Annotated in this window: 19 protein-coding genes; 6 read left to right on the top strand and 13 right to left on the bottom strand. The window is 65.1% G+C overall.

What is annotated here, in order from left to right; translation table 11 throughout:
* The first annotated feature begins 29 nt into the window (after window positions 1-29).
* Together JHW40_RS06700 and JHW40_RS06695 are read left to right on the top strand one after the other, a co-directional pair.
* Window positions 30-2,144 carry a RelA/SpoT family protein gene (locus JHW40_RS06700; protein WP_090610691.1) on the top strand — a complete coding sequence of 705 codons (2,115 nt, stop codon included), beginning with the start codon at window positions 30-32 and terminating at the stop codon, window positions 2,142-2,144.
* 69 nt (window positions 2,145-2,213) lie between these two features.
* The gene (locus tag JHW40_RS06695; protein WP_090610690.1) at window positions 2,214-2,852 is read left to right on the top strand and encodes a DUF2062 domain-containing protein; all 639 of its coding nucleotides are present in this window, start codon (window positions 2,214-2,216) and stop codon (window positions 2,850-2,852) included.
* On the opposite strand, the gene JHW40_RS06690 is transcribed toward JHW40_RS06695, so the two are convergent.
* Genes JHW40_RS06690 through JHW40_RS06665 form a run of 6 tightly spaced genes read right to left on the bottom strand, consistent with a single transcriptional unit; the run spans window position 2,846 to window position 9,380 of the window.
* Window positions 2,846-3,754 (bottom strand): 2-hydroxyacid dehydrogenase, encoded by a 909-nt coding sequence (locus tag JHW40_RS06690; protein ID WP_090610689.1) that lies wholly within the window; start codon window positions 3,752-3,754, stop codon window positions 2,846-2,848. The genes JHW40_RS06695 and JHW40_RS06690 overlap by 7 nt on opposite strands.
* Before the next feature lie 3 nt (window positions 3,755-3,757).
* Window positions 3,758-4,897, bottom strand: coding sequence for a rod shape-determining protein RodA (gene rodA, locus JHW40_RS06685; RefSeq protein WP_090610688.1), 1,140 nt, complete (start codon window positions 4,895-4,897; stop codon window positions 3,758-3,760).
* A gap of 6 nt (window positions 4,898-4,903) precedes the next feature.
* Window positions 4,904-6,850 (bottom strand): penicillin-binding protein 2, encoded by a 1,947-nt coding sequence (gene mrdA, locus JHW40_RS06680; RefSeq protein ID WP_090610687.1) that lies wholly within the window; start codon window positions 6,848-6,850, stop codon window positions 4,904-4,906.
* The gene (locus JHW40_RS06675; RefSeq protein WP_090610686.1) at window positions 6,850-7,386 is read right to left on the bottom strand and encodes a rod shape-determining protein MreD; all 537 of its coding nucleotides are present in this window, start codon (window positions 7,384-7,386) and stop codon (window positions 6,850-6,852) included. Before JHW40_RS06675 ends, mrdA begins: the two co-directional genes overlap by 1 nt.
* Window positions 7,379-8,320 carry a rod shape-determining protein MreC gene (gene mreC / locus JHW40_RS06670; protein ID WP_090610685.1) on the bottom strand — a complete coding sequence of 314 codons (942 nt, stop codon included), beginning with the start codon at window positions 8,318-8,320 and terminating at the stop codon, window positions 7,379-7,381. The genes JHW40_RS06675 and mreC overlap by 8 nt, the downstream gene beginning before the upstream one ends.
* Window positions 8,321-8,345: 25 nt before the next feature.
* Entirely contained in the window at window positions 8,346-9,380 is a 1,035-nt protein-coding gene (locus JHW40_RS06665) for a rod shape-determining protein (protein ID WP_090610684.1), read from the bottom strand.
* A 219-nt stretch (window positions 9,381-9,599) separates the two neighbouring features.
* Here JHW40_RS06665 and JHW40_RS06660 point away from each other — a divergent pair, with 219 nt between their 5' ends.
* The gene (locus JHW40_RS06660; RefSeq protein ID WP_170851736.1) at window positions 9,600-10,478 is read left to right on the top strand and encodes a glycosyltransferase; all 879 of its coding nucleotides are present in this window, start codon (window positions 9,600-9,602) and stop codon (window positions 10,476-10,478) included.
* Here JHW40_RS06660 and JHW40_RS06655 read toward each other — a convergent pair.
* The 4 genes from JHW40_RS06655 to JHW40_RS06640 all read right to left on the bottom strand — a co-directional run bounded on the left by JHW40_RS06655 (window position 10,459) and on the right by JHW40_RS06640 (window position 17,590).
* Window positions 10,459-12,015, bottom strand: coding sequence for a 2-isopropylmalate synthase (locus JHW40_RS06655; protein ID WP_090610682.1), 1,557 nt, complete (start codon window positions 12,013-12,015; stop codon window positions 10,459-10,461). The two genes, JHW40_RS06660 and JHW40_RS06655, sit on opposite strands and share 20 nt — an antisense overlap.
* Window positions 12,016-12,442: 427 nt before the next feature.
* Entirely contained in the window at window positions 12,443-15,487 is a 3,045-nt protein-coding gene (locus tag JHW40_RS06650; RefSeq protein WP_090610681.1) for an efflux RND transporter permease subunit, read from the bottom strand.
* Window positions 15,484-16,728, bottom strand: a complete 1,245-nt coding sequence (locus JHW40_RS06645) for an efflux RND transporter periplasmic adaptor subunit (RefSeq protein ID WP_090610680.1) — start codon at window positions 16,726-16,728, stop codon at window positions 15,484-15,486. The genes JHW40_RS06650 and JHW40_RS06645 overlap by 4 nt, the downstream gene beginning before the upstream one ends.
* 91 nt (window positions 16,729-16,819) lie before the next feature.
* The gene (locus JHW40_RS06640; RefSeq protein WP_090610679.1) at window positions 16,820-17,590 is read right to left on the bottom strand and encodes a division plane positioning ATPase MipZ; all 771 of its coding nucleotides are present in this window, start codon (window positions 17,588-17,590) and stop codon (window positions 16,820-16,822) included.
* 285 nt (window positions 17,591-17,875) lie between these two features.
* On the opposite strand from JHW40_RS06640, the gene JHW40_RS06635 reads away from it, so the two are divergent.
* Window positions 17,876-18,049, top strand: a complete 174-nt coding sequence (locus JHW40_RS06635) for a hypothetical protein (protein ID WP_170851735.1) — start codon at window positions 17,876-17,878, stop codon at window positions 18,047-18,049.
* On the top strand, window positions 18,046-18,315 hold the full coding sequence (locus JHW40_RS06630; protein WP_090610678.1) for a hypothetical protein: 270 nt from the start codon (window positions 18,046-18,048) through the stop codon (window positions 18,313-18,315). Before JHW40_RS06635 ends, JHW40_RS06630 begins: the two co-directional genes overlap by 4 nt.
* Here the strand turns inward: JHW40_RS06630 and JHW40_RS06625 are convergent.
* Window positions 18,296-19,273, bottom strand: coding sequence for a DMT family transporter (locus tag JHW40_RS06625; protein WP_090610677.1), 978 nt, complete (start codon window positions 19,271-19,273; stop codon window positions 18,296-18,298). The two genes, JHW40_RS06630 and JHW40_RS06625, sit on opposite strands and share 20 nt — an antisense overlap.
* Window positions 19,270-19,845: a peroxidase-related enzyme gene (locus JHW40_RS06620; RefSeq protein WP_090610676.1), complete on the bottom strand. Its 576-nt coding sequence runs from the start codon at window positions 19,843-19,845 to the stop codon at window positions 19,270-19,272. Before JHW40_RS06620 ends, JHW40_RS06625 begins: the two co-directional genes overlap by 4 nt.
* Before the next feature lie 116 nt (window positions 19,846-19,961).
* Between JHW40_RS06620 and JHW40_RS06615 the strand changes: the two genes are divergently transcribed.
* Window positions 19,962-20,234, top strand: coding sequence for a putative hemolysin (locus tag JHW40_RS06615; protein ID WP_211657221.1), 273 nt, complete (start codon window positions 19,962-19,964; stop codon window positions 20,232-20,234).
* On the opposite strand, the gene JHW40_RS06610 is transcribed toward JHW40_RS06615, so the two are convergent.
* On the bottom strand, window positions 20,231-21,085 hold the full coding sequence (locus JHW40_RS06610; protein ID WP_090610675.1) for a LysR family transcriptional regulator: 855 nt from the start codon (window positions 21,083-21,085) through the stop codon (window positions 20,231-20,233). The two genes, JHW40_RS06615 and JHW40_RS06610, sit on opposite strands and share 4 nt — an antisense overlap.
* Window positions 21,086-21,184 lie beyond the last annotated feature (99 nt).

Below are 21,184 nucleotides of genomic sequence, written 5' to 3'. Positions count from 1 at the left end.
ATGGAAACGCAAGAGGTCTTCGGCCAGGAATGATCGACGTCGAAGACCTGATCGCGCTTGTCCGCAACTATAACCCCCGCTGCAATGCCGGGCTGATCCGCGATGCCTATGAATACGGCATGCGGATGCATCAGGGGCAATTCCGCCATTCGGGCGAGCCCTATTTCACCCATCCCATCGCCGTCGCCGCCATCCTGACCGAGATGCGGCTGGACGATGCAACCATCATCACCGCCCTGCTGCACGACACGGTCGAGGATACCCGTTCCACCAAGGAAGAGGTCTCAGCCCTGTTCGGCGCCGAGATCGCGGAGCTGGTCGATGGCGTCACCAAGCTGACCAATCTGGAACTGAGCAGCGCCCAGTCCAAGCAGGCCGAGAACTTCCGCAAGCTGTTCATGGCCATGTCCCGCGACCTTCGGGTGATTCTGGTCAAGCTGGCCGACCGGCTGCACAACATGCGCACCATCCGCTCGATGCGGCCGGAAAAGCAGGTCAAGAAGGCCCGCGAAACCATGGATATCTTTGCGCCGCTGGCCGGGCGCATGGGGATGCAGTGGATGCGCGAAGAGCTGGAGGATCTGGCCTTCAAGGTCATCAATCCCGAGGCGCGCAACTCGATCATCCGCCGTTTCGTCAACCTGCAACGCGAATCCGGCGACGTGATCGGGCAGATCACCACCGACATCCGCTCGGAACTGGAAAAGGAAGGGCTGGAGGCCGATGTTTTCGGTCGCGCCAAGAAACCCTTTTCCATCTGGCGCAAGATGCAGGAAAAGCAGCTTGCCTTCTCGCGCCTCTCCGACATCTACGGCTTTCGCATCATCACCCGCTCGGAAATGGACTGCTATCGCGCACTGGGGGTGATCCATCACCGCTGGCGGATGGTGCCGGGGCGGTTCAAGGACTATATCAGCCAGCCGAAATCGAACGGCTACCGCTCGATCCACACCACCGTGTCGGGGCGCGACGGCAAGCGGGTCGAGGTCCAGATCCGCACCCGCCAGATGCACGAGGTCGCCGAAGCCGGTGTGGCCGCGCATTGGGCCTATCGCGACGGGGTGCTGGCCAAGAACCCCTTTGCGGTCGATCCGGCCGACTGGATCGCCAATCTGAACGACCGTTTCGGGGGCGAGGATCACGACGACTTTCTCGAACACGTCAAGCTGGAGATGTATCAGGATCTGGTCTTCTGCTTCAGCCCCCGGGGCGACGTGCTGCAACTGCCCAAGGGCGCCACGCCGATTGATTTCGCCTATGCGATCCATACGCGGCTGGGCAATTCCTGCGTCGGCGCCAAGGTGGACGGCATCCGCGTGCCGCTGTGGACCCGGCTGAAGAACGGCCAGTCGGTCGAGGTGATCGCCGCATCCGGCCAACGACCGCAGGCGACATGGCTGGATATCGTCGTCACCGGCCGCGCCAAGGCCGCCATCCGGCGGTCCCTGCGCGAAGAAGACCGTGACCGCTTCATCCGGCTGGGCCGCGAACTGGTACGCGTCAGCTTCGAGCATGTCGGGCGCAAGGTCACCGACAAGGCCCTGCGCACCGCGGCCAAACAGATGGGGCTGGAAAACGCCGATGAGTTGCTGGCCCGGATCGGCAGCGCCGAGAATTCCGCCAAGGAGGTTCTGGCCGCCCTCTATCCCGATCTGGCCGATCACCCGACGGAATTCGAGGGCGGCCGCCCCATCGCCGGGCTGGAAGCCGACGCGGAATTCACCCGCGCGCCCTGCTGCAATCCGCTGCCGGGCGAACGGATCGTCGGCATCACCTATCGCGGCAAGGGCGTGGTCATCCATGCCATCGACTGCCCGGTTCTGGCCGAATTCGAGGATCACCCCGACCGCTGGGTCGATCTGCGCTGGCGCGAGGGGCGTCATCCGCCCGCCTATTCGACCTTCCTGCACCTGACCATCCGCCACGATGCCGGGGTGCTGGGCCGCATCTGCACCCTGATCGGGCAGCAGGGGGCCAATATCTCGAATCTGGAATTCATCGACCGCAAGCCCGACTTCTATCGCCTGGAGGTCGAGATCGAGCTGCGCGACCGCGAACATCTGCACAACCTGCTGACCGCGCTGGAGGCCGAAAGCGATGTCGCGCAGGTGTCGCGGATCCGCGACCCGGGATTGAAACCCTAGCCGCCCTGCCGCATCCTGTCCGTCCGGCGCTTTGCCCGGCTGCACGTCACAAGTTCAAGGATCGGGATCGTGTTCAAGCGTCGCAATCCCCGCACCTATCGCCAGACCCTGACCGAGATCGTCTATCCGCGCGGCGGGTTCAGGCGGGCGGCGACCTATCTGGCCTATCGGTTGCGGCGGCTGCCGGATCAGCCGCACCGCATCGCGCGGGGCGTGGCCGCCGGGGTGTTCCTGTCCTTTTCACCTCTGCACGGGTTTCACTTCATCGTCGCGGCGGTGGTGACGGTGCTGATCCGCGGCAATGTGCTGGCGGCCTTTGTCGGCACCTTCGCCGGCAATCCGCTGACCACGCCCTTCATCGCGTTGGCATCGGTCGGATTGGGCCGCAAGCTGCTGGGCCTTCCCGGAGAGATGACGCCGCAATTCATCTTTGGCGAATTCGCCCATGCCACCGCCGAAACATGGCATAACGTCGTCGCATGGTTCGGCCCCGGCATAAGCAACTGGAACGGGCTGGCCGATTTCTGGCACGAGATCTTCCTGCCCTATGCGGCGGGCGGCGCGGTGCTGGGGGGGATTGCGGCGCTGCTCTCTCATATGGCGACGGTGCCGCTGGTGCGCCGCTATCACCGGCGGCGCGAAAAGAAGATGGCCGCGCGGATCGCCAGATTGCGCGGCCCGACCAGAAAGCCCGAAGCGGATCAGTAACCGCGCGTGCGATCGACCAGATGCAGCAATGTTTGGCCGCGTGCGGCGCGGCGCAGGTTCTCGGCCACCACCACCGCCCCGGTTTCGGGCCGCGTCTCGGCGGCGATATGGGGCGTCACCGTCACACGCGGATGCGCCCAGAACGGGTGATCCTTCGGCAGCGGTTCCTGGTGGAACACGTCCAGCACCGCATGGCCCAGATGGCCGCGATCAAGGCTTGCCAGCAGCGCCTGATCGTCCAGCAACGTGCCGCGACCGGGATTGATCAGCCACGCGCCACGCGGCAGGGTCGCCAGCCGTCGCGCATCCATCAACCCCCGCGTTTGCGGCGTGTCGGGCAGCAGCGTCACCAGAATTTCGGCCCGGGCCAGCGCGATATCCAGATCACCGCCACCCAGCGTCTCGATCCCCTCGACCGGACGGCCAGAGGCGCTCCAGCCCGTTACCCGGAACCCGATCCCGCGCAGCATCGCGGCCACCGCGCGGCCCAATTCGCCCATTCCCAGCACCGTCACGTTACGGTCGCGCGCCAGTGGCGGGGTCACGCTGTTGCGCCAGACGCCGTCCTGCGCATAGATGTCCATCCCCAGATGCGCCCGCATCGCCCAGCCGGTGCAATATTCCGCCATGCCCTCGGTCAGGCCCGGATCGACCATCCGCGCAAGAGGCTGGGTCAGCGTCGGATTGGTCACGATCCTTTCGACCCCGGCCCAGAGGCTTTGCACCAGCCGTGCGTTGACATAGGGCGACAGATCCTCGATCTCGCCGCCGGGGGCATAGATGATCGCCTCGATCTCGGCCGGATCGCCGTCGCGGGTCAGCTCGATCTCGGGGCAGGTTTTCTGCAGGACGGGCGCCCATTTCGACCAGTTGTGATCGGGGGCGGCGAACAGGACCTTCATGCTTTACCTCGGTCTGTGGACATGCGCGGACTGGACCATGCCAAAGCCCAGCAACAGGATGATCATTGCCGTGCCGCCATAGCTGACCAGCGGCAAGGGCGAGCCCTTGGCGGGCAGCATCCCCATCACCGTGGCCATGTTGATGGCGAAGTAAAGGAAGAACGTCCCGGCGATGCCGATGGTCATCAGGCTGGCGAAACGGTCACGATTGGTCAGCGCCGAATAAAGGCAGAAGCCAAGGATCAGCAGATACAGCGTCAAGAGCGACGAGGCCCCGATAAAGCCGAATTCCTCGGCCAGCACGGTAAAGATGAAGTCGGTATGCTTTTCCGGCAGGAAGTTCAGCCGCGACTGCGTACCCTGCATGAAACCGCGCCCCGACCAGCCGCCCGATCCCAGCGCGATCTGCGACTGCATGATGTTATAGCCCGCCCCCAGCGGATCGGCGCTTGGGTCCAGAAAGGTGTCGATGCGGCGGAACTGGTAATCGCGCAGCAACTGCCAGTCGGTGCCCCGGCTTTTCAGCACCGTGGTCACCAGCCCTACGACCATGCCGACAATCACGCCGAAATACCACAGCGAGACCCCGGCGGCGAACATGATGATCGCACCCCCCGCCACCAGCATGACCGAGGTGCCCAGATCCGGCTGCGCCAGAATCAGCCCCACCGGCAGCAGGATCAGCAGGACCGGGATCAGCACCCAAAGCGGCCGCGAAACCTTGCTCAGGTCCAGCCAGTCGTAATAGGCGGCCAGAATCAGCACCATCGAGATCTTCATCAGCTCGGACGGTTGCAGGCGGATCGGGCCGATCTCGATCCAGCGCTGCGCACCCATGCCGATCTCTCCGACCAGATCGACGGCGACCAGCAGCAACAGGCAGGTGACATAGGCAAAGACCGAAATCCCGCGCCAGAACCAGATCGGCACGAAGGCCAGCCCGATCATCGCCGCCATGCCGATGGCGAAACGATACATCTGCGGCTCGGCCCAACGCGAACCGTCGCCGCCCGCAACCGAATACAGCATCAGAAAGCCGATCGAGGACACTGCCGTCAGCAGAAACACCAGCGGCCAGTTCAGATACAGGATCTTGCGGATGCCGGTCGGAACCTGAGCGACCTGATAATCAAGATAGGACATCGCGGCTCAGGCCCGTGACCGGCCCGGCGACTTCGGCTCGGGCGTGTAAAGATGCATGGCGTTGTGGCGTTCCTCCATCGCGGCGCGCTGCTCGGGCGGCACGGCATCCAGTGGCGGCAATCCGTCCGCCAGCGCGAACAGCAGGATATCGCGGGCCACCGGCGCCGCCACGGCCCCGCCGCCGCCGCCATGTTCGACCACCACCGACACCGCATAGCGCGGCGCCTGATAGGGGGCATAGCAGACGAACAGCGCATGGTCGCGCCGGTTCCACGGCAGTTGCTCGTTCGAGATGACGCCGCGGGCGCGTTCGGCGGCGGTGATGTTGCGCACCTGACTGGTGCCGGTCTTGCCGCCCATCCGCCATTCATCGGGCAGGATCCGCATCCGTCGCGCGGTGCCGCGTGCGGAATTCATCACCGCATCCATGCCCTGACGGGCGATGCGCAGGCTGGATTCGGAAATGTCCAGTTCGGGGAATTCGGGTCTGGGCTGCGGCACCCCGCCGATGCTGCGCAGCAATTGCGGCTCGACCGCGCGGCCGCTGGCAATCCGCGCCGTCATCACCGCCAGTTGCAGCGGCGAGGCCAGCACGAAGCCCTGCCCGATCGAGGCGTTCAGGCTGTCGCCGACCTGCCATTCCTGATCATAGCGTTCGCGCTTCCACGCCCGGTCCGGCGCGATGCCCGTTGCCACCGCCGACATCGGCAGATCGTGCCGCACGCCCAGCCCCAGCTTGCGCGCCATGATCGCGATGCGGTCGATGCCCACTCGCTGCGCCAGTTCATAGTAATAGACGTCGCAGCTGTGTTCCAGGCTTTGGATCGCATCGACCGAACCATGCCCGCCCCTGCTCCAGCAATGGAAGCGGCGGCCGCCGACCTCGGTATGGCCGGGGCAGTAAAAGCGCGTCCCGGCATTGATGACGCCCGCCTCCAGCCCCGCCATCAGCGTCACCATCTTGAAGGTCGAGCCGGGCGGATAGACCCCCTGCACCGTCTTGTCGGCCAGCGGGCGGTGATCGTGGTCCATCAACGCCCGGTAATCCGGTCCCGAGATGCCGCGCACGAATTTGTTGGGGTCGAAACTGGGCGACGAGCAGATGGCCAGCAAGTCGCCCGTCTGCGTGTCCATGACGACCGCGGCGGCGCTTTCCTCGCCCATGCGCTGCGCGGCATAGTTCTGCAACCGCGCATCGATGGTCAGCTGCACCGTGGCGCCCTGCTCGCCCTCTTGCCGGCCCAGTTCGCGCATCTCGCGGCCACGGCTGTTCACCTCGACCCGCCGGGCACCGGCCTTGCCGCGCAGGGCTTCCTCCAGCCTGCTTTCGACGCCGACCTTACCCAGTTGGAACTCGGGCAGCATCAGCACCGGGTCGGGTTCCTCGATCCGTTCCAGATCATAATCCGAGACCGGCCCGACATAGCCCATCACATGCGCCAGATCGCCCGCGCGCGGATAGGCGCGCGACAGCCCGGCCTCCAGCGTGACGCCGGGCAGCGACGGCGCATTCAGCGCGATGGACGAGAACTGCTCCCAGCTCAGCCGGTCGGCCAGCACGATCGGCGTGATGGCGCTGCGCTTGATGAATTCGTCCTGCAATTCGGCGATGCGGCTGTCGGTCATCGGGATCAGGTTCGACAGTTTCCGCAACACCGGCAGCACATCCCCGCCCGCCTCTTCGCGGGTCATGGTCAGGCGGTAATTCTGTTCATTCCCGGCCAGCAACAGCCCGTTGCGGTCGTGGATCAGCCCGCGCGCGGGCGGGATCAGCCGGATCTTGATCGAGTTGCCATCAGCCAGCATCCGGTATTCTTCGGCATGTTCCAGCTGCATGCTGCGCAGCTTCATCCCCAGCGCGCCCGCCACCGCCAGCTGGATACCGCCCAGCATCAGCCCGCGACGCCGGATCGAGCGGCCGCTTTCCAAAATCTCGCGCGCGGATTTCTTCATCACATATGCCTCATCATCTCGGCCTCGGCGGGGGTCGCGTGGCGCAACCCGACCAGCCAGCGCGCCAGCAGGATGACGACGGGATAGGCGGCCATCGTAGCGATGAATTGCAGCGTCACCTGCCACAGCGCCGGAACCGGCAGCAGGAACAGAAACTGCACCACCCGAAAGCCCAGCATCATGCCACCTGTCAGGATCGAGACCCGCAGCCATTCAACCACGAATGGCTGATCGCGCCAACGGGCTTCGCGCAGTCGGGCGGCCTCGGTCCCCAGCAGGACGAACAGCGCCCACAGCCCCGGAGGCCGCATCAGCAGCAGATCCTCGATCAGCACCAGCAGGACGATGACCAGCGCCGGGATCTGGTCGGGCCTGCGCAGCACCCATGCGAACAGCAGGCACAGCCCCAGATCGGCGCCGGGCCAGCCGCTGGTCGCACCGGTGACCGGCAGCATCCGCAGAAACAGCAGCAGCAGCCAGCACAGCGCCACCAGCACGCTGCCCAGAACCGCATGGCGAGAGGCGCCCTCAATCATTGCGGGTTCCGTCCGACAGCGGGTCCGACGCCTGCGCCGCATCCACCGGCGAGGCAGGCAGTTGCGGCCCGATCAGCCCCAGATCGTCGGGCGGGATCAGCGCACCCATATCGGCCAGAGGCTCGGCCCCGTGGGAACGCAGCACCCGCAGGAATTCCAGCCGCTGATAATCGGCGGCCATGCGCAGCCGCATCCGCCCATCGGTCGCCAGCACCACCTGCCCGACCGGCAGCCCCGGCGGGAACAGCCCGCCATCGCCCGAGGTCACCACCCGGTCGCCGGGCCGGACATCATCGGCGTTTTCCAGAAAGTCGAGGAATGGCAGTTGCGTATTGTCGCCGGTCAGCAGCGCATGCTGCCCCGAAGGCTGGATCGTCACCGGCAGCCGTGACGACGGATCGGTCAGCAGGATCACCCGGCTGGTGCGCTGGCCCTGACCGCTGATCCGCCCAACCAGCCCCAGCCCGTCCATCACCGCCCAGCCATCGACGATCCCGTCGCGCTGCCCCACATTCAGCAGCACCGACTGGCGGAAGGCGGTGCCGGAATCGACCATCACCCGCCCCGTGACCGAGGTCAGCGCCGGGTCGATCCGCACATTGTTCTGCGCCAGCAGCTTGGCATTCTGCTGCTCCAGCTGCACGGCGGCCTCTTTCCAGCCGGACATGCGCTGCAATTCGCGGCGCAATTCCTGATTCTGCTCGTAAAGCCGGGCATAGGACTGGAAGCTGGCTGCCATCTGGCCGAATTTCGTCACTGGCACCAGCGCCCATTCAAAGCCGGGCACGACGCGGTCGATCAGCGCATGGCGCATCTGTTCAGCCCGTGGGCTGTCGATGCGCCAGAACAGGAACAGCACCACCAGCAGAATGGCCAGCAGAGCGATCAGGATGCGCCGTAACGGCGTGACGAAATCCGGGCCCTTGCGCGCCATTGGCGAAATCCCCGCGCGGCTGGCCTCAGCTGTCGTAGTCTATGACATGCCGAAGCTGTTTTTCGAATTCCAGCGCCTTGCCGGTGCCCAGTGCCACGCAGCTCATCGGCTGATCGGCAAGGCTGATCGACAGCCCGGTCTGTTCGCGCAGCGCCAGATCCAGTTCGCCCAGCATCGCACCGCCGCCAGTCAGCATGACGCCACGATCCACGATATCGGCGGCCAGATCGGGGGGCGTAGCCTCCAGCGCGACCATCACCGCCTCGACGATGGCCTGCATGGGTTCGGCCAGCGCCTCGGCCACCATCGCCTGGCTGATCTCGATTTCCTTGGGGATGCCGTTCAGCAGATCTCGGCCGCGTACCATGATCGTGGCCCCGCGCCCGTCATCGGGCATCCGCGCCGTGCCGATCGAGGTCTTGATCCGTTCCGACGTGGAATCGCCGATCAGCAGATTCTGGTTGCGCCGCAGATAGTTGATGATCGCATCGTCCATCCGGTCGCCACCAATGCGGACCGAGCGGGCATAGACCACATCCCCCAGCGACAGCACCGCGACCTCGGTCGTGCCGCCACCGATATCGACGACCATGGAACCGGTCGGTTCGGTGATCGGCATCCCCGCGCCGATGGCCGCCGCGATGGGTTCGGCGATCAGCCCGGCCTTGCGCGCGCCCGCCGACAGCACCGACTGGCGGATTGCGCGTTTTTCCACCGGGGTCGCGCCATGCGGCACGCAGACGATCACCTTGGGCTTGGAGAAACTGGTGCGCTTGAACACTTTCTTGATGAAGTGCTTGATCATTTCCTCGGCGCTGTCGAAATCGGCAATGACACCTTCGCGCATCGGACGGATCGCCTCGATGCTGCCCGGCGTGCGGCCCAGCATCAGCTTGGCGTCCTCGCCCACGGCCAGCACCTGCCGCTTGCCGTCCTTGACGTGATAGGCGACCACCGAAGGCTCATTCAGGATGATGCCCTTGCCCTTGACATAGATCAGCGTGTTCGCCGTGCCGAGGTCGATTGCGATATCGGTCGAAAACAAACCGCCAAATGCCATGCCCGTATCCTTTCGCGCCGGTTGTCACCCGGCCCTGCCCGTTTTTCAAAGCCTCATCCGCGCGGCCCGAACGGAATCGTCCGGGTCCAGGCGGCGTTGTCCCATATAAAAGCCCGGCACCCAACACGAAAGCCCCTATGATCGTCATATGCGCGCCATCGCAAAATGGACACCGACGGGGCAAATGACGGAGGATTGCCCTACTCAGGAACCCTTTGCATGTCTCAGCCCATGATTGTAGGAATTTGTCGTTTTTCTTATCTTGGTCTTGGCGACTGGCAAGAGTTCAGATCCGACAAGACGATCAGCGAATCCCGGTTGGACACAGTCGCGGCGGAACTGTACACTGAAGAGCGGATGCGTGCCCGTTTCCTGTCATTCGAACACATCTGCCTTCCGTCAATTCTTGCGCAGGACGATCCGAACTTCACCTTTCTGATCGTCAGTTCTCCACGAATGCCCGCGCATTGGCGCGAACGTTTGGAGGCGTTGTGTAATCCGCATGACCGACTTCAGGTCTTGTGGACCGAGGTGCCCCGCCTTGGTGAGGCGCTCGAAGGTAACCTGATGGCTTTTCACGAGCAATCCGAAGGCAACCTGTGGCAATTCCGGTTGGACGATGATGATGCGATCGACGTGGATTTTGCGCCGCGTCTGCGCCGGAGCATGCGTCGGCTTGAGGGTTTCAAGGATTGTGCGATCAGCACGGCGCGCGGCATATCCGTTGCGCTTTGCAACGACATGCCCAAGTACTATCTGGAATATCGCATGCCATTTCTCGGCGCAGGACTGACGGTCAAGCTCTCAAGCCCCAAGCGCAGCATCTTCAGCTTCGGCCACTTCGCCATCGCCAAGAGGTTGACGAACTTTCTCGATCATGAATCCGTTGGTGCGCTGGTGATGAAATGGGACTCGGATTCTCGCGAACTGAATCTGGAAAAATTACCACCACCCTTCCGAAAGCTTACACCGCGTGGATTCAACCAACACATCCGCCGCAGCTTTCCCTTCTTGCGCGGCTTCGACTTCGACCAGCTGAGACCGGCCCCGCAGGACCGGTCCGCAGCCCCTGCCGGGATCAGTGGGAATACATGCTGATCTGCTTGTCGTCCTTGCCCGCCTGCGCGCGGCGCACGATCAGGTGGTTCAGCGCGCCGACATAGGCCTTGACGCTGGCAAGGATCGTGTCCGTGTCAGCCGACTGGCCGTTGACGATGCGCCCGTCCTCTTCCATGCGCACCGATACCGTGGCCTGCGCGTCGGTGCCCTCGGTCACGGCGTGAACCTGATACAGCTTCAGCACGGCGTTATGCGGGAATATCTGCTTCACCGCGTTGAAGCAGGCATCCACCGGACCGTCGCCGCTGGCATGGACGGTCTTTTCCTCGCCCCCGACGATCATGGTCAGATCGGCGGTCTGGCCGTCGCTGCCGCAGACGACGCGCAGATGCTTGACCTGCAAGTGATCGTCCTCGGTATTGGCGGCGCTGTCCTGCATCAGGGCAACGATATCGTCGTCATAGACCTCTTTCTTGCGGTCGGCCAAAGCCTTGAACCGCACAAAGACATCCTTCAGCTGGTTGTCGCCGACCTCATAACCCAGATCGGCCAGCTTGGCGCGCAGGGCGGCGCGGCCGGAATGCTTGCCCATGGCGATATTGGTCTCGTTCAGGCCGATATCGGCGGGGCGCATGATCTCGAAGGTCTCGACATTCTTCAGCACGCCGTCCTGATGGATGCCGGATTCGTGCAGAAAGGCGTTCTTGCCGACGATGGCCTTGTTGAACTGCACCGGAAAGCCCGAGACCTGCGCGACGCGGCGGGAAATCCCCATGATCTTCGTCGTGTCGATGCCGGTATCATAGGGCATGATATCGTGGCGCACGCGCATCGCCATCACCACCTCTTCCAGCGCGGTATTGCCGGCGCGTTCGCCAAGCCCGTTGATGGTGCATTCGATCTGGCGCGCGCCGGCCTCGACCGCGGCAAGGCTGTTCGCCGTCGCCATGCCCAGATCGTTGTGGCAATGGGTGGCAAAGATCACCTTATCCGCGCCCGGCACGCGTTCCAGCAACATGCGGATCAGATCGGCCGATTCGCGCGGCGCGGTATAGCCCACCGTGTCGGGAATGTTGATCGTGGTGGCACCCGCCTTGATGGCGATTTCCACGACCCGGCACAGATAGTCGTGTTCGGTCCGCGTGGCATCCATCGGCGACCATTGCACATTGTCGCACAGGTTGCGGGCATGGGTCACGGTCTGCTCGATCCGCTCGGCCATCTGGTCCATGTCCAGATTGGGAATGGCGCGGTGCAGCGGCGAGGTGCCAATGAAGGTATGGATGCGCGGGCGGCGTGCGTGTTTCACCGCCTCCCAGCAGCGGTCGATATCGGGCAGTTGCGCGCGGGCGAGGCCGCAGATCACGCTGTTCTGGCTGCGCCGGGCGATCTCGGACACGGCGGCGAAATCGCCTTCCGAGGCGATGGGAAAGCCTGCCTCGATGATGTCCACGCCCATCTCGTCCAGCATGCCGGCGATTTCCAGCTTTTCGGCATGGGACATGGTGGCGCCGGGCGATTGTTCGCCGTCGCGCAGGGTGGTGTCGAAAATATAGACGCGGTTCTTGTCGGTCATCTGTCTTGCTTTCTTACGGATATGTCGCGGGATGGCCGGGCACGATCCTGACTGAGCGGCGGCCCGGAAGACCCGCTCAGCGCAGCGTAAGAAGCAGCAGACCCCGGAGGTTCACGGCAAACCGCGCACCAAATGGCGCGTCCGAGGCCGTGGAAATATGAAGCATCCGGGTCATGCCGGGACTATGCCGCGCGCGGGGCGGCTTGAAAAGGGGAAATTTCGCCCGACCGGGCCATTTTCAGACGGATGATTGCGGGTCGCGCCGCCGCGCCTGTCCATCAGCCGACCGAATGCGTTCCCGATGCGACAGGACTTGCGATGGTCGTCGCATCTGTCGCGCGCCCAGCCAGAAGTATCGCTTGTCTCGTATAACCAAGGCGCACCACTCAACACGCTGGCACACAACGAAAATTTGCAGGGATGGAGCCTAACCCGCCGCCCGGTTCAGCCCCATGTGCCGGCCCAGCCATCCGCCGATCCGGCTCTGGCCGCCGTGGATCAGCGAGAACAGCGAGGGCACGAACAGCAGCGACAGAACCGTGGACAGCGCCAGCCCGCCGATCACCGCAATCGCCATCGGTGCGCGGAACTCTCCCCCTTCGCCGGTGGCAAGGGCCGAGGGCACCATGCCCGCGCTCATCGCGATTGTGGTCATGACGATGGGGCGGGCGCGCTTGTGGACCGCATCCAGAATCGCCTCGCGCTTGGGTGTGCCTGCCTCGATCGCGGCCAGCGCAAATTCCACCAGCATGATCGAATTCTTCGTCACGATCCCCATCAGCATCAGGAAACCGATCACCACCGCCATGCTGATCGAATGCCCGGTCGCGAACAGCGCCAGGATCGCGCCGCCGATGGCCAGCGGCAGCGACAGCAGGATCGAGACCGGCGTGATGAAATTGTGAAACAGCAGCACCAGCACCACATAGACCAGCAGGATCCCGGCCCCCATCGCGGTGCCGAAGGCCTCGAAAACCTCGCCCATGATCTCGGCATCGCCCGCCGTCTGGATCGAAGTGCCGGGCGGCAGTTCGATCTGTTCCTGAAGCGCCGTCACCCGAGCACTGACCGGCCCCAGCAGCGCCCCGTCAGCCAGATTGCCGCTGACCGTGGTGCGGTATTGCCGGTCATAGCGCCCGATTTGCGCCGCACCCGACGACAACGAGATATCGGCGACCGAGACCAGCGGGATCTGCCCGTTGGCGCTGGGAACGCGCAGGTTCTGGACCTCGATCAGATCGGCGCGGGCCTCGCTGTTCAGCCGGACGACGATGGGGATCTGCTCGTCGCCGGTGGTGAAGCGCGCCAGTTCGGCATCATCGGCCCCCAGCGTCGCCACCCGCAGGGTCAGCGCCATGTCGCTGGCCGAAACGCCAAGCTGCGCGGCCAGATCGGCGCGCGGACGGATCTGGATCTCGGGCCGTTGCAGGTTCGCGGAACTGGAAACATTTTCCAGAACCGGCAGGCGGGCCATCTCGGCAGCCAGACGCTCGGCGGCAATGGCGGTCGCCTGTTCGGTCTCGCCCAGCACGCTGATCGAGAGGTCGTTCTCGCCGTTCTCGTTCTGGAAGTTGATCCGCATGTCGGGCGTATCGGCCAGCCGCTGCTTCAGCTCGGTCTCCAGCGCGAATTGCGATCGTTCCCGCGTGTCCTTCTTGCCATAGTTGATCATCACCCGCGCCTCGGTCACGTCGGCGCCGTCGCTATAGACAAAGACCGACTGCACCTCGGGCGTCTCGCGGATCTTGGTGGTCAGGTCGCGGCCCGCGCCTTCGGTATCGGAAATGGTCGAGCCGGGCGGCAGTTCGACCACGATCTGGCTGCGCCCGACATCCGAGGCCGGGATGAACTCGGTCGGCAGCAGCGTCGCGGAAAAGATCGAGCCGGCAAAGATGCCCAGCCCCAGCAGCAGCGTCAGCCCGCGATGGCGCATGGTCCAGCGCACCACCGCCATCAGGCGGCGCATGATGAAACCGTCCTGCTGATCCTCGGCCGCGACGGTGCCGCGCATCAGATAGGCCGCCATCATCGGCGTGATGATCCGCGCCACCAGCAGCGAAAACAGCACCGAAACCGCCACCGTCAGCCCGAACTGCTTGAAATACTGCCCGGCGATGCCGCCCATGAAGCTGACCGGCGCAAAGACCGCTACGATCGACAGGCTGATCGCGATCACGGTCAGGCCGATCTCGTTGGCGGCTTCCTCGGCGGCCTCGTACGGTGGCACGCCCATGCCGATATGGCGCACGATATTCTCGATCTCGACGATGGCATCATCGACAAGGATGCCGGTGACCAGCGTGATCCCCAGCAGGCTGATGCCGTTCAGGGTAAAGCCCATCCAGTGCATGACGAAAAACGTCGGGATGATCGACAGCGGCAGCGCCACGGCGGCAACCAGTGTCGCGCGCCAGTTGCGCAGGAACAGGAACACCACGATCACCGCCAGCGCCGCGCCCTCATACAGCGTGTCCATCGCGCTGTGATAGCTGGCCTCGGTATAGGTGGTCGCGTCGTCGATCAGGCTGATCGAGACATCGGGGTAACGCTGGCGCAGCTCTTCCAGTCGCTCCTTGACGCCGTCGCCCGCGCTGAGATCCGAGGCCCCCGTCGCACGATAGACCCCGAAAGCCACGACCGGCTGGCCGTCCAGCAGGGCAAAGCTGCGTTCCTCGCTGGCGCCGTCGATCACCTGCCCCAGCTGGTCCAGCCGGATCACCCGCCCGTCGGCGATGGAAACCGGCGTCGCCGCCAGTTGCTCGACGCTGACCGCCGATCCCAGCGTGCGGATGGAATATTCGGTGCCCGCCAGATCGCCGCGACCACCGCCCATATTGATATTGCGCGCCCGCAGCTGGTTCGAGATCTCGGCCGCCGTCAGCCCGTGCGCCAGCAGCCGGTCGGGGTCGAGTTCGACCTTGATCTGACGTTCTGCCCCGCCGATGCGGGTGGTGCTGGCCACGCCGCTGACGGTGGTCAGTTCGCGCCCGACCACGTCATCGACGAATTTCGACACGGCCTCGATGCTCTGCCCCGGATCGCTGACCGCATAGGTCAGGATCGGATAGCCGGTCACATCCAGCCGCTGCACGATGGGCTCGACAATATTGTCGGGCAGTTCGGCGCGCACATTCGCCACCGCGTCCTTCACATCGTTGACGGCGCGGTCGCTGTTCGTCTCCAGCTCGAATTCGACGGTGATCGAGGCCGCACTGTCCGAGGCGGTGGCGCTGATATGGCGGACATTTGTGACCGAGGCGATGCTGTCCTCAAGCGGCTGGATCACCTGGGTGATCAGCTCGGCCGGGGCCGCGCCGGGCTGGGCGATGGTGACCTCGACGATGGGCAGGTCGATATTGGGCATGGCCGTGACCGCCAGCCGGTTGAAGCTGAACAGCCCCACCACCAGCAGCACCAGAAACAGCGCCATGGGCGGAACCGGGTGGCGGATGGACCATGTCGCGAAATTCATGTCCCGTCCGCCATGTCATCGGCGCCCTCGCGGGCCGTCTGGGCATCGCCCTGCGGCTGCATGGCCTCGCCTTGTGGCTGGGCGGCGCGGACCCGGTCGCCATCGCGGAAGAACGCACCGGAACGGGCGATGACGGTTTCGCCCTCGGCCACGCCCTCCAGAATTTCGCGCTGACCCTGCCACAGCAGGCCCGCGCGGACCTGCCGCGTCTCGACCACGCCGTCGCGGACCACCTGCACCCGTTCGCCATCACTGTCGGACAGGACCGCGCTGGCGGGAACGGCCACCGCCTCGCGCTGCTCGGTGATCACCCAGCCATTGGCGAACAACCCGCTGCGCAGGCCCGGCTGCGGCGACAGGGCAATCCGCGCCAGCCCCAGCCGGGTGACGGGATCGACCGAGGCCGGGATCAGCCGCACCTCGCCCTCGATCCGGCCCAGACCGGCGACGCTGATTTCGGCGGGGGCGCCTGCCTTCAGGCTGGGCAGCGCGGTCTCGATCACCTCGGCGGCCAGTTCGATGCTGCCATCGGCGATCAGCGTGAACAGGGGGTCCGCGCCGCCCCCCGACAGCGAGCCCAGTTCGGCATTGCGGGCCGAGACCAGCCCGCCGACCGGCGCCACGATGTCGGCGCGTTGCAAGTCCAGCCGCGCCACACGCCGCGATGCCGCAGCCAGCGCCAGCGCCGCCTTGGCCACGCCCACGCCATCGGCGGCGGATGCGGTCTGTGCCCGCGCCGCAGCCTCGGCCGCGATGGCCTCGTCCAGCGCCGCCTGAGAGGCGTTGCCGCTGTCGCGCAGCCGCCGGATCCGGTTCAGCGTCGCCTCGGCCTGGACCAGCGCGGCGGCGGCACTGTCGGTCGAGCTTTCGGCCTGACTGACGCCCGCCTCGGCGCGCTGATATTCGGCTTCGGCCTGTTCCAGCAGCGCCGACAGGGTATCCGTGTCCAGCCGCGCCAGAACCTGACCCTGCTCGACCATGTCCCCGGCTTCGACCAGAATCTCGGTGATCTCGTGCCCGGTCACCTGCGGAAAGACCTGCACCGGCTGGCGCGCGACCAATGTGCCCGACACCGGCACCCGCGCCTGCATCCCGGTCCGGGCGGCGGTGGCCAGCGTTACCGCCGGAATCGCGGGGCCTTCTGCGGCCTCGTCCGCAGTCCCGCCCTGCCGGGCGGCATCTTCGGCAAAGGCGGGCAAGGCCAGCCACGCGGCGACAAGGAAGATAAGCAGGGCGCGCATGTGCCTCCGCCGAAGGTAAGGGTCAGGGCGCATACATAGTCCAAAAAACCCCCATCCAACAATCCCGGCCAGAGATGACGCGGGGTCATGCCTAAAATGTGACCGCAACCCCCGGCAGGTTCAGTTCCCCGATCAGGTCGCGCAGTTCCTGACGCGCGGCGATATTGGACATGGACAGCTGTTCGGTGCCCAGATCCTTCAGATCCAGCAAGGTCAGCCCGCGCGGGAACAATTCGCGGAAAATGACCCGTTCGGAAAAGCCGGGCGCCACGCGAAAGCCGATCCGTTTCGACAGCGTGTCCAGCGCGCCGCCGACCTTGCGCTTGTTGTGCATCGCCTGCGTGCCCAGACGGTTGCGCAGCACCAGCCAGTCGATCGGCCCCGCGCCCGCCTGTGCCCGCATCTGCCGCGCCGCCCAGACCATCTCGGCATAGATCGAGGGGCCCAGCACCTTGCCCTCGGGCGACATCCGCGCCAGCAGGTCGAAATCGACAAAGCTGTCATTCATCGGCGTCAGCAGCGTATCCGCCACCGTATGCGCCATCTGGCTGAGCGCGGTATGAGAGCCGGGACAGTCCAGCAGGATGAAGTCGCACTCGGCCTCCAGCCGGGTCAGCGCCGGGGTCAGCGGGTCCTGCCCCTGCCCCAGTTCCCCCAGAACCGGGGTCGGCAGATCCAGCCCCTCTCGTGCGGCAAAGGCCGTGCGGTTTTCCAGATAGCGGCCAAAGCTGCGCTGGCGCACGTCCAGATCCAGCCCGCCGACGCGATGACCCAGCCGCGCCAGCGCGGTTGCGACATGCATCGTGGTGGTGGACTTGCCCGACCCACCCTTTTCGTTGCCAACAACGATGATATGCGCCACCGGCTGCCCCTTGATCCGTTCTTTGCGGCGGAACCTAACGACAGCGCCAGCCGATGAAAAGCCGCCCCGGCATCTGATTGACCCATCGTCGCGATCCGCGTGCCCTGTTCCCGTGATTCGCCATGTTTTTTCACCTCTGGAAGCCAGATAATCCGCAAGCCCTTAAAAACACGTTAAAAGAAACACGACCGGCAAAGTCGCTTTTTTCTTGATTAACACGACAAACTTTGTCGTAATAAACCCATCCAGAGGGCCAGCCCGGCCCGCATGGGGAAAGGAGCAGACATGACGATGACAGGAATCAGCCACGCCATCCTTGGCCGCATCAGCCACCGCATCGCCGTGGCCTTGCGGATCCTCCGCGGCAGACCCGCCGTCCCGACCGCGCGGGGCGCCCGGACATCCGACCCCCGATATGACGGCGCCTTTGCCGATACCGAAAAAGGAGTGCTGCAATGACCCCGAACCATCTGACCGGCCTTGTGCCGCTGATCCCCGCCCATGCCACCGGCGCGATCTTCGATCTGGCCCCGGTCGCCGCGCCCGATCTGGGCCATGCCGCCATCTCTATCGGCCGCTATCAGCAGGCGCAGGGTCCGGTGACCCGCCGCTTTCGCGATGGCCGGGTGATGATCGACGCCGGGGGCATCGCCCTGACCGGCCATCCGGTCCGCGACAGCGCCCCGAAAGGCTGGTGGGCGCGCATCACCGGCCGCCCCAGCTGACACCCTTTCCGGCATCGCCCCCGTCGCGGGGCGGTGCCCTCCTTTCGTCGCCCTGCAACAGCAGCGACAGCGCGACCAGCGTCGCGATCACGCCCGGCAGCAGGATCAGCCCGGGCATCCCCTGCCCCAGAAAAGCCTCCAGCGCGATGACCCAGGCCGGGGTCAGATAGGTATAGGCCATCACCTTCGACGCCGGCAGCCGCAGCACCGCATATTGCACCAGCACCGCCGTCGCCGCGCTGGCGAAGACCGCCAGATAGAGCATCGCGATCCAGACGATCGCCGGCAGATGCAGCCAGTCGGTCGCGGTCAGCTGCGGCCAGCTCCAGACCAGCATCACCAGACTGCCTGCCAGCATGGTCCCGAAACTGAGAACCAGCGCGGTCTCGCCCCGGTTCACCCTGCGCACCATCGGCGTATAAAGCGCATGCGCCACGCAACCCAGCAGATAGATCGCCTCTCCGCGCCCCAGTTGCAGCCGCGACATCGCAGCCAGATCGCCACCAAAGATCACCCACAGCGCGCCCAGCCCGCCAAGGATCAGCGCCACCGCGATGCGCCACGTCACCCGCTGGCGCAGCAGCATCCAGCCGAACAGCGCCGACATCAGCGGCGTCAGGGTAAAGACGGCGCTGGCCGAGACGGCGGGCGCGGTCTTCAGCCCCTCGAACATCAGCACGAAATAGGCCGCGAACAGCCCGCCCAGCAGCAGATAACGCCAGGGCGCGCGAAACGCCTGCCGGTTCAGCCCCGCGCCGCCGACTGCGACCAGCCCACCGATCACCCCGGCGGCGATGACGAAACGCGCCGCCGTGATGGCCTCGGGCGCGATCAGGTTCGCCACCCGCACCCCCAGCGAGAACGATCCCGCCACCAGCGCCGAAAACAGCAGCATGGCCAGATGGCCGCGCAGGGCCTCGCGCCGGGCGGCAGGGGCCTCGGTGGCGCCTGCCGTCATTGCCGTCCAAGCATGTAGAATTCGTCATTGGGGCGGATGTCGCCTGCATTGACCAGCCGGTTCGACATGCCGAAAAAAGCGGCGATCGCGCCGATATCCCAGATCTCGTCCGCGGTGAAACCGGCCCTTTCCAGCGCGGCATGATCGGCATCACCGATCTGCTGGGCATTCAGCGTCACCTTCTCGGCATAGGTCAGCATGGCGCGCTGCCGGGCATCCAGATCCGCCTTGCGCCAGTTGACCGCCACCTGATCGGCGATCAGCGGGTTCTTCGCCCGGATGCGCAGGATCGCGCCATGCGCCACGACGCAGTACTGGCACTGGTTCAGCCCGCTGGTGGCGACCACGATCAGTTCGCGTTCGGCCTTGGTCAGCCCCTCGTCCTTGTCCATCAGCGCGTCGTGATAGGCAAAGAAGGCGCGGAACTCGGCCGGTCTGTGGGCCAGCGCCAGAAAGACATTGGGGACAAAGCCGGATTTCTCGGCAACCTTTTCGATGGCCTGCCGGATATCCTCGGGCAGGTCGGCCAGATCGGGAACCGGAAACCGGCTGATCGGATATGTCTGGGTCATGGCATCCTCCTTGCGCGGTACTGTGGCCGAGCCATGCGGCGAAGGGAAGCGGCCCTTGCCTTCCGGCGGACCTGCCGTCCACAATCGCGCCAAGGACCACAAGGGAAGGACAGTTCATGCAGATACGGGCCATGCGCAACATCGCGCTGCTGCTGCCGGTTCTGGCGATCGCCGGATGCGGGACGGTGCAATCGGTGAAATCGACGATCATGCCGACGGATGAAGAGCGGGCGGCGTCGATGCCCAACCCGGCCTCGGCCAATTGCGTCAGGCAGGGCGGCAGGCTGAGCATTCAGAACGAATCCGGCGGTCAGGTCGGCTATTGCCATCTGCCCGATGGCCGCGTGATCGAGGAATGGCTGCTGTTCCGCACCAGCCAGATGAACTAGCCCCGCCCGGCATCCCGCAGCGCGGACAGCGCCGCCTGAACCTTGGGCGTGCGGTGCAGATCGACATGGGTGACCAGCCACAGATCGGAATCCCATTCCGGCATCGCCATCGCCCGGATCAGCCCGGCGGCGGATCCCGCAGGCAGCCAGCCCATCGCCAGCCCGGCGCGGATGACCGCCTCGCGCGCGGCGACGTCATTGCTGACCATCACGATGTTTTCCGGGCTGACGCGGTCGTGGATCCACTTGAAATAGGGCGCGCCCCGCCCCTCGGAACCCGGCAGCACGAAACGGTGCCCGGACGGATCATCCACCGGCCCATGCGCGTCAAGATAACCGGCCGAGGCATAGAGGTGATGGCTGGTACTGGCCAATGGCAGCACGACGTAATCAGGCTCGGTCGGCTGCGCCCCGGCGCGAATGGCCAGATGCGCCTCGCCCGCGTCCAGCCGGAACAGCCGCGGATCGGTCAGATAGCGCAGTCGCAGTCCCGGATGCTGCTGTATCAGCGAAATCAGCCGCGGCATCAGCAGATCGGCCAGTTCCGGCAGCGAGGTGATGATCAGGTCGCCCTCGATCCGGTCGCCCGCCCCCGCGATCTGCGCCGACATCTGAGAAAAACGCTCATCCGCCTGCTCGGCGGCCTTCAGCAGCGCCTGCCCGGCCTCGGTCAGCGCATAGCCGCGCGGGTGGCGCTGAAACAGCCGCGCCTGCAACTGCTCTTCCAGCGCGTCGATGCGGCGGATGACGGTGGCATGATGGACGCCCAGCATCTGCGCCGCGCCGCTGACCGTCCCGCTGCGCGCCACCGCCAGTGCCGTACGGATATCGTCCCAGCTTTCAACCTTCATGTGCGCCCCTGCACAGAATATGCGCATTTATTGTCATTCCGTTCGACTTTGCAAAGCCCTAAATCGGTTCTGACAGAAAACAGCACCCATCATCGGATT

Origin of the sequence: Paracoccus alcaliphilus, from assembly GCF_028553725.1 — a bacterium.
Classification (GTDB): Bacteria; Pseudomonadota; Alphaproteobacteria; order Rhodobacterales; family Rhodobacteraceae; genus Paracoccus; species Paracoccus alcaliphilus.
The sequence above is the reverse complement of the archived record's forward strand: the minus strand, read 5'-3'. Positions and strand labels throughout refer to the sequence as shown.

Excerpts from the sequence above, each read along its gene's own strand:
- mrdA (WP_090610687.1), bottom strand. The coding sequence starts at position 6,850 with ATGAAGAAATCCGCGCGCGAGATTTTGGAAAGCGGCCGCTCGATCCGG.
- mreC (WP_090610685.1), bottom strand. The coding sequence starts at position 8,320 with ATGGCGCGCAAGGGCCCGGATTTCGTCACGCCGTTACGGCGCATCCTG.
- JHW40_RS06630 (WP_090610678.1), top strand. The coding sequence starts at position 18,046 with ATGACCCCGAACCATCTGACCGGCCTTGTGCCGCTGATCCCCGCCCAT.
- JHW40_RS06690 (WP_090610689.1), bottom strand. The coding sequence starts at position 3,754 with ATGAAGGTCCTGTTCGCCGCCCCCGATCACAACTGGTCGAAATGGGCG.
- rodA (WP_090610688.1), bottom strand. The coding sequence starts at position 4,897 with ATGTCCTATCTTGATTATCAGGTCGCTCAGGTTCCGACCGGCATCCGC.
- JHW40_RS06665 (WP_090610684.1), bottom strand. The coding sequence starts at position 9,380 with ATGGCATTTGGCGGTTTGTTTTCGACCGATATCGCAATCGACCTCGGC.
- JHW40_RS06655 (WP_090610682.1), bottom strand. The coding sequence starts at position 12,015 with ATGACCGACAAGAACCGCGTCTATATTTTCGACACCACCCTGCGCGAC.
- JHW40_RS06625 (WP_090610677.1), bottom strand. The coding sequence starts at position 19,273 with ATGACGGCAGGCGCCACCGAGGCCCCTGCCGCCCGGCGCGAGGCCCTG.
- JHW40_RS06650 (WP_090610681.1), bottom strand. The coding sequence starts at position 15,487 with ATGAATTTCGCGACATGGTCCATCCGCCACCCGGTTCCGCCCATGGCG.
- JHW40_RS06660 (WP_170851736.1), top strand. The coding sequence starts at position 9,600 with ATGTCTCAGCCCATGATTGTAGGAATTTGTCGTTTTTCTTATCTTGGT.
- JHW40_RS06620 (WP_090610676.1), bottom strand. The coding sequence starts at position 19,845 with ATGACCCAGACATATCCGATCAGCCGGTTTCCGGTTCCCGATCTGGCC.
- JHW40_RS06610 (WP_090610675.1), bottom strand. The coding sequence starts at position 21,085 with ATGAAGGTTGAAAGCTGGGACGATATCCGTACGGCACTGGCGGTGGCG.
- JHW40_RS06700 (WP_090610691.1), top strand. The coding sequence starts at position 30 with ATGATCGACGTCGAAGACCTGATCGCGCTTGTCCGCAACTATAACCCC.
- JHW40_RS06635 (WP_170851735.1), top strand. The coding sequence starts at position 17,876 with ATGACGATGACAGGAATCAGCCACGCCATCCTTGGCCGCATCAGCCAC.
- JHW40_RS06645 (WP_090610680.1), bottom strand. The coding sequence starts at position 16,728 with ATGCGCGCCCTGCTTATCTTCCTTGTCGCCGCGTGGCTGGCCTTGCCC.
- JHW40_RS06615 (WP_211657221.1), top strand. The coding sequence starts at position 19,962 with ATGCAGATACGGGCCATGCGCAACATCGCGCTGCTGCTGCCGGTTCTG.
- JHW40_RS06675 (WP_090610686.1), bottom strand. The coding sequence starts at position 7,386 with ATGATTGAGGGCGCCTCTCGCCATGCGGTTCTGGGCAGCGTGCTGGTG.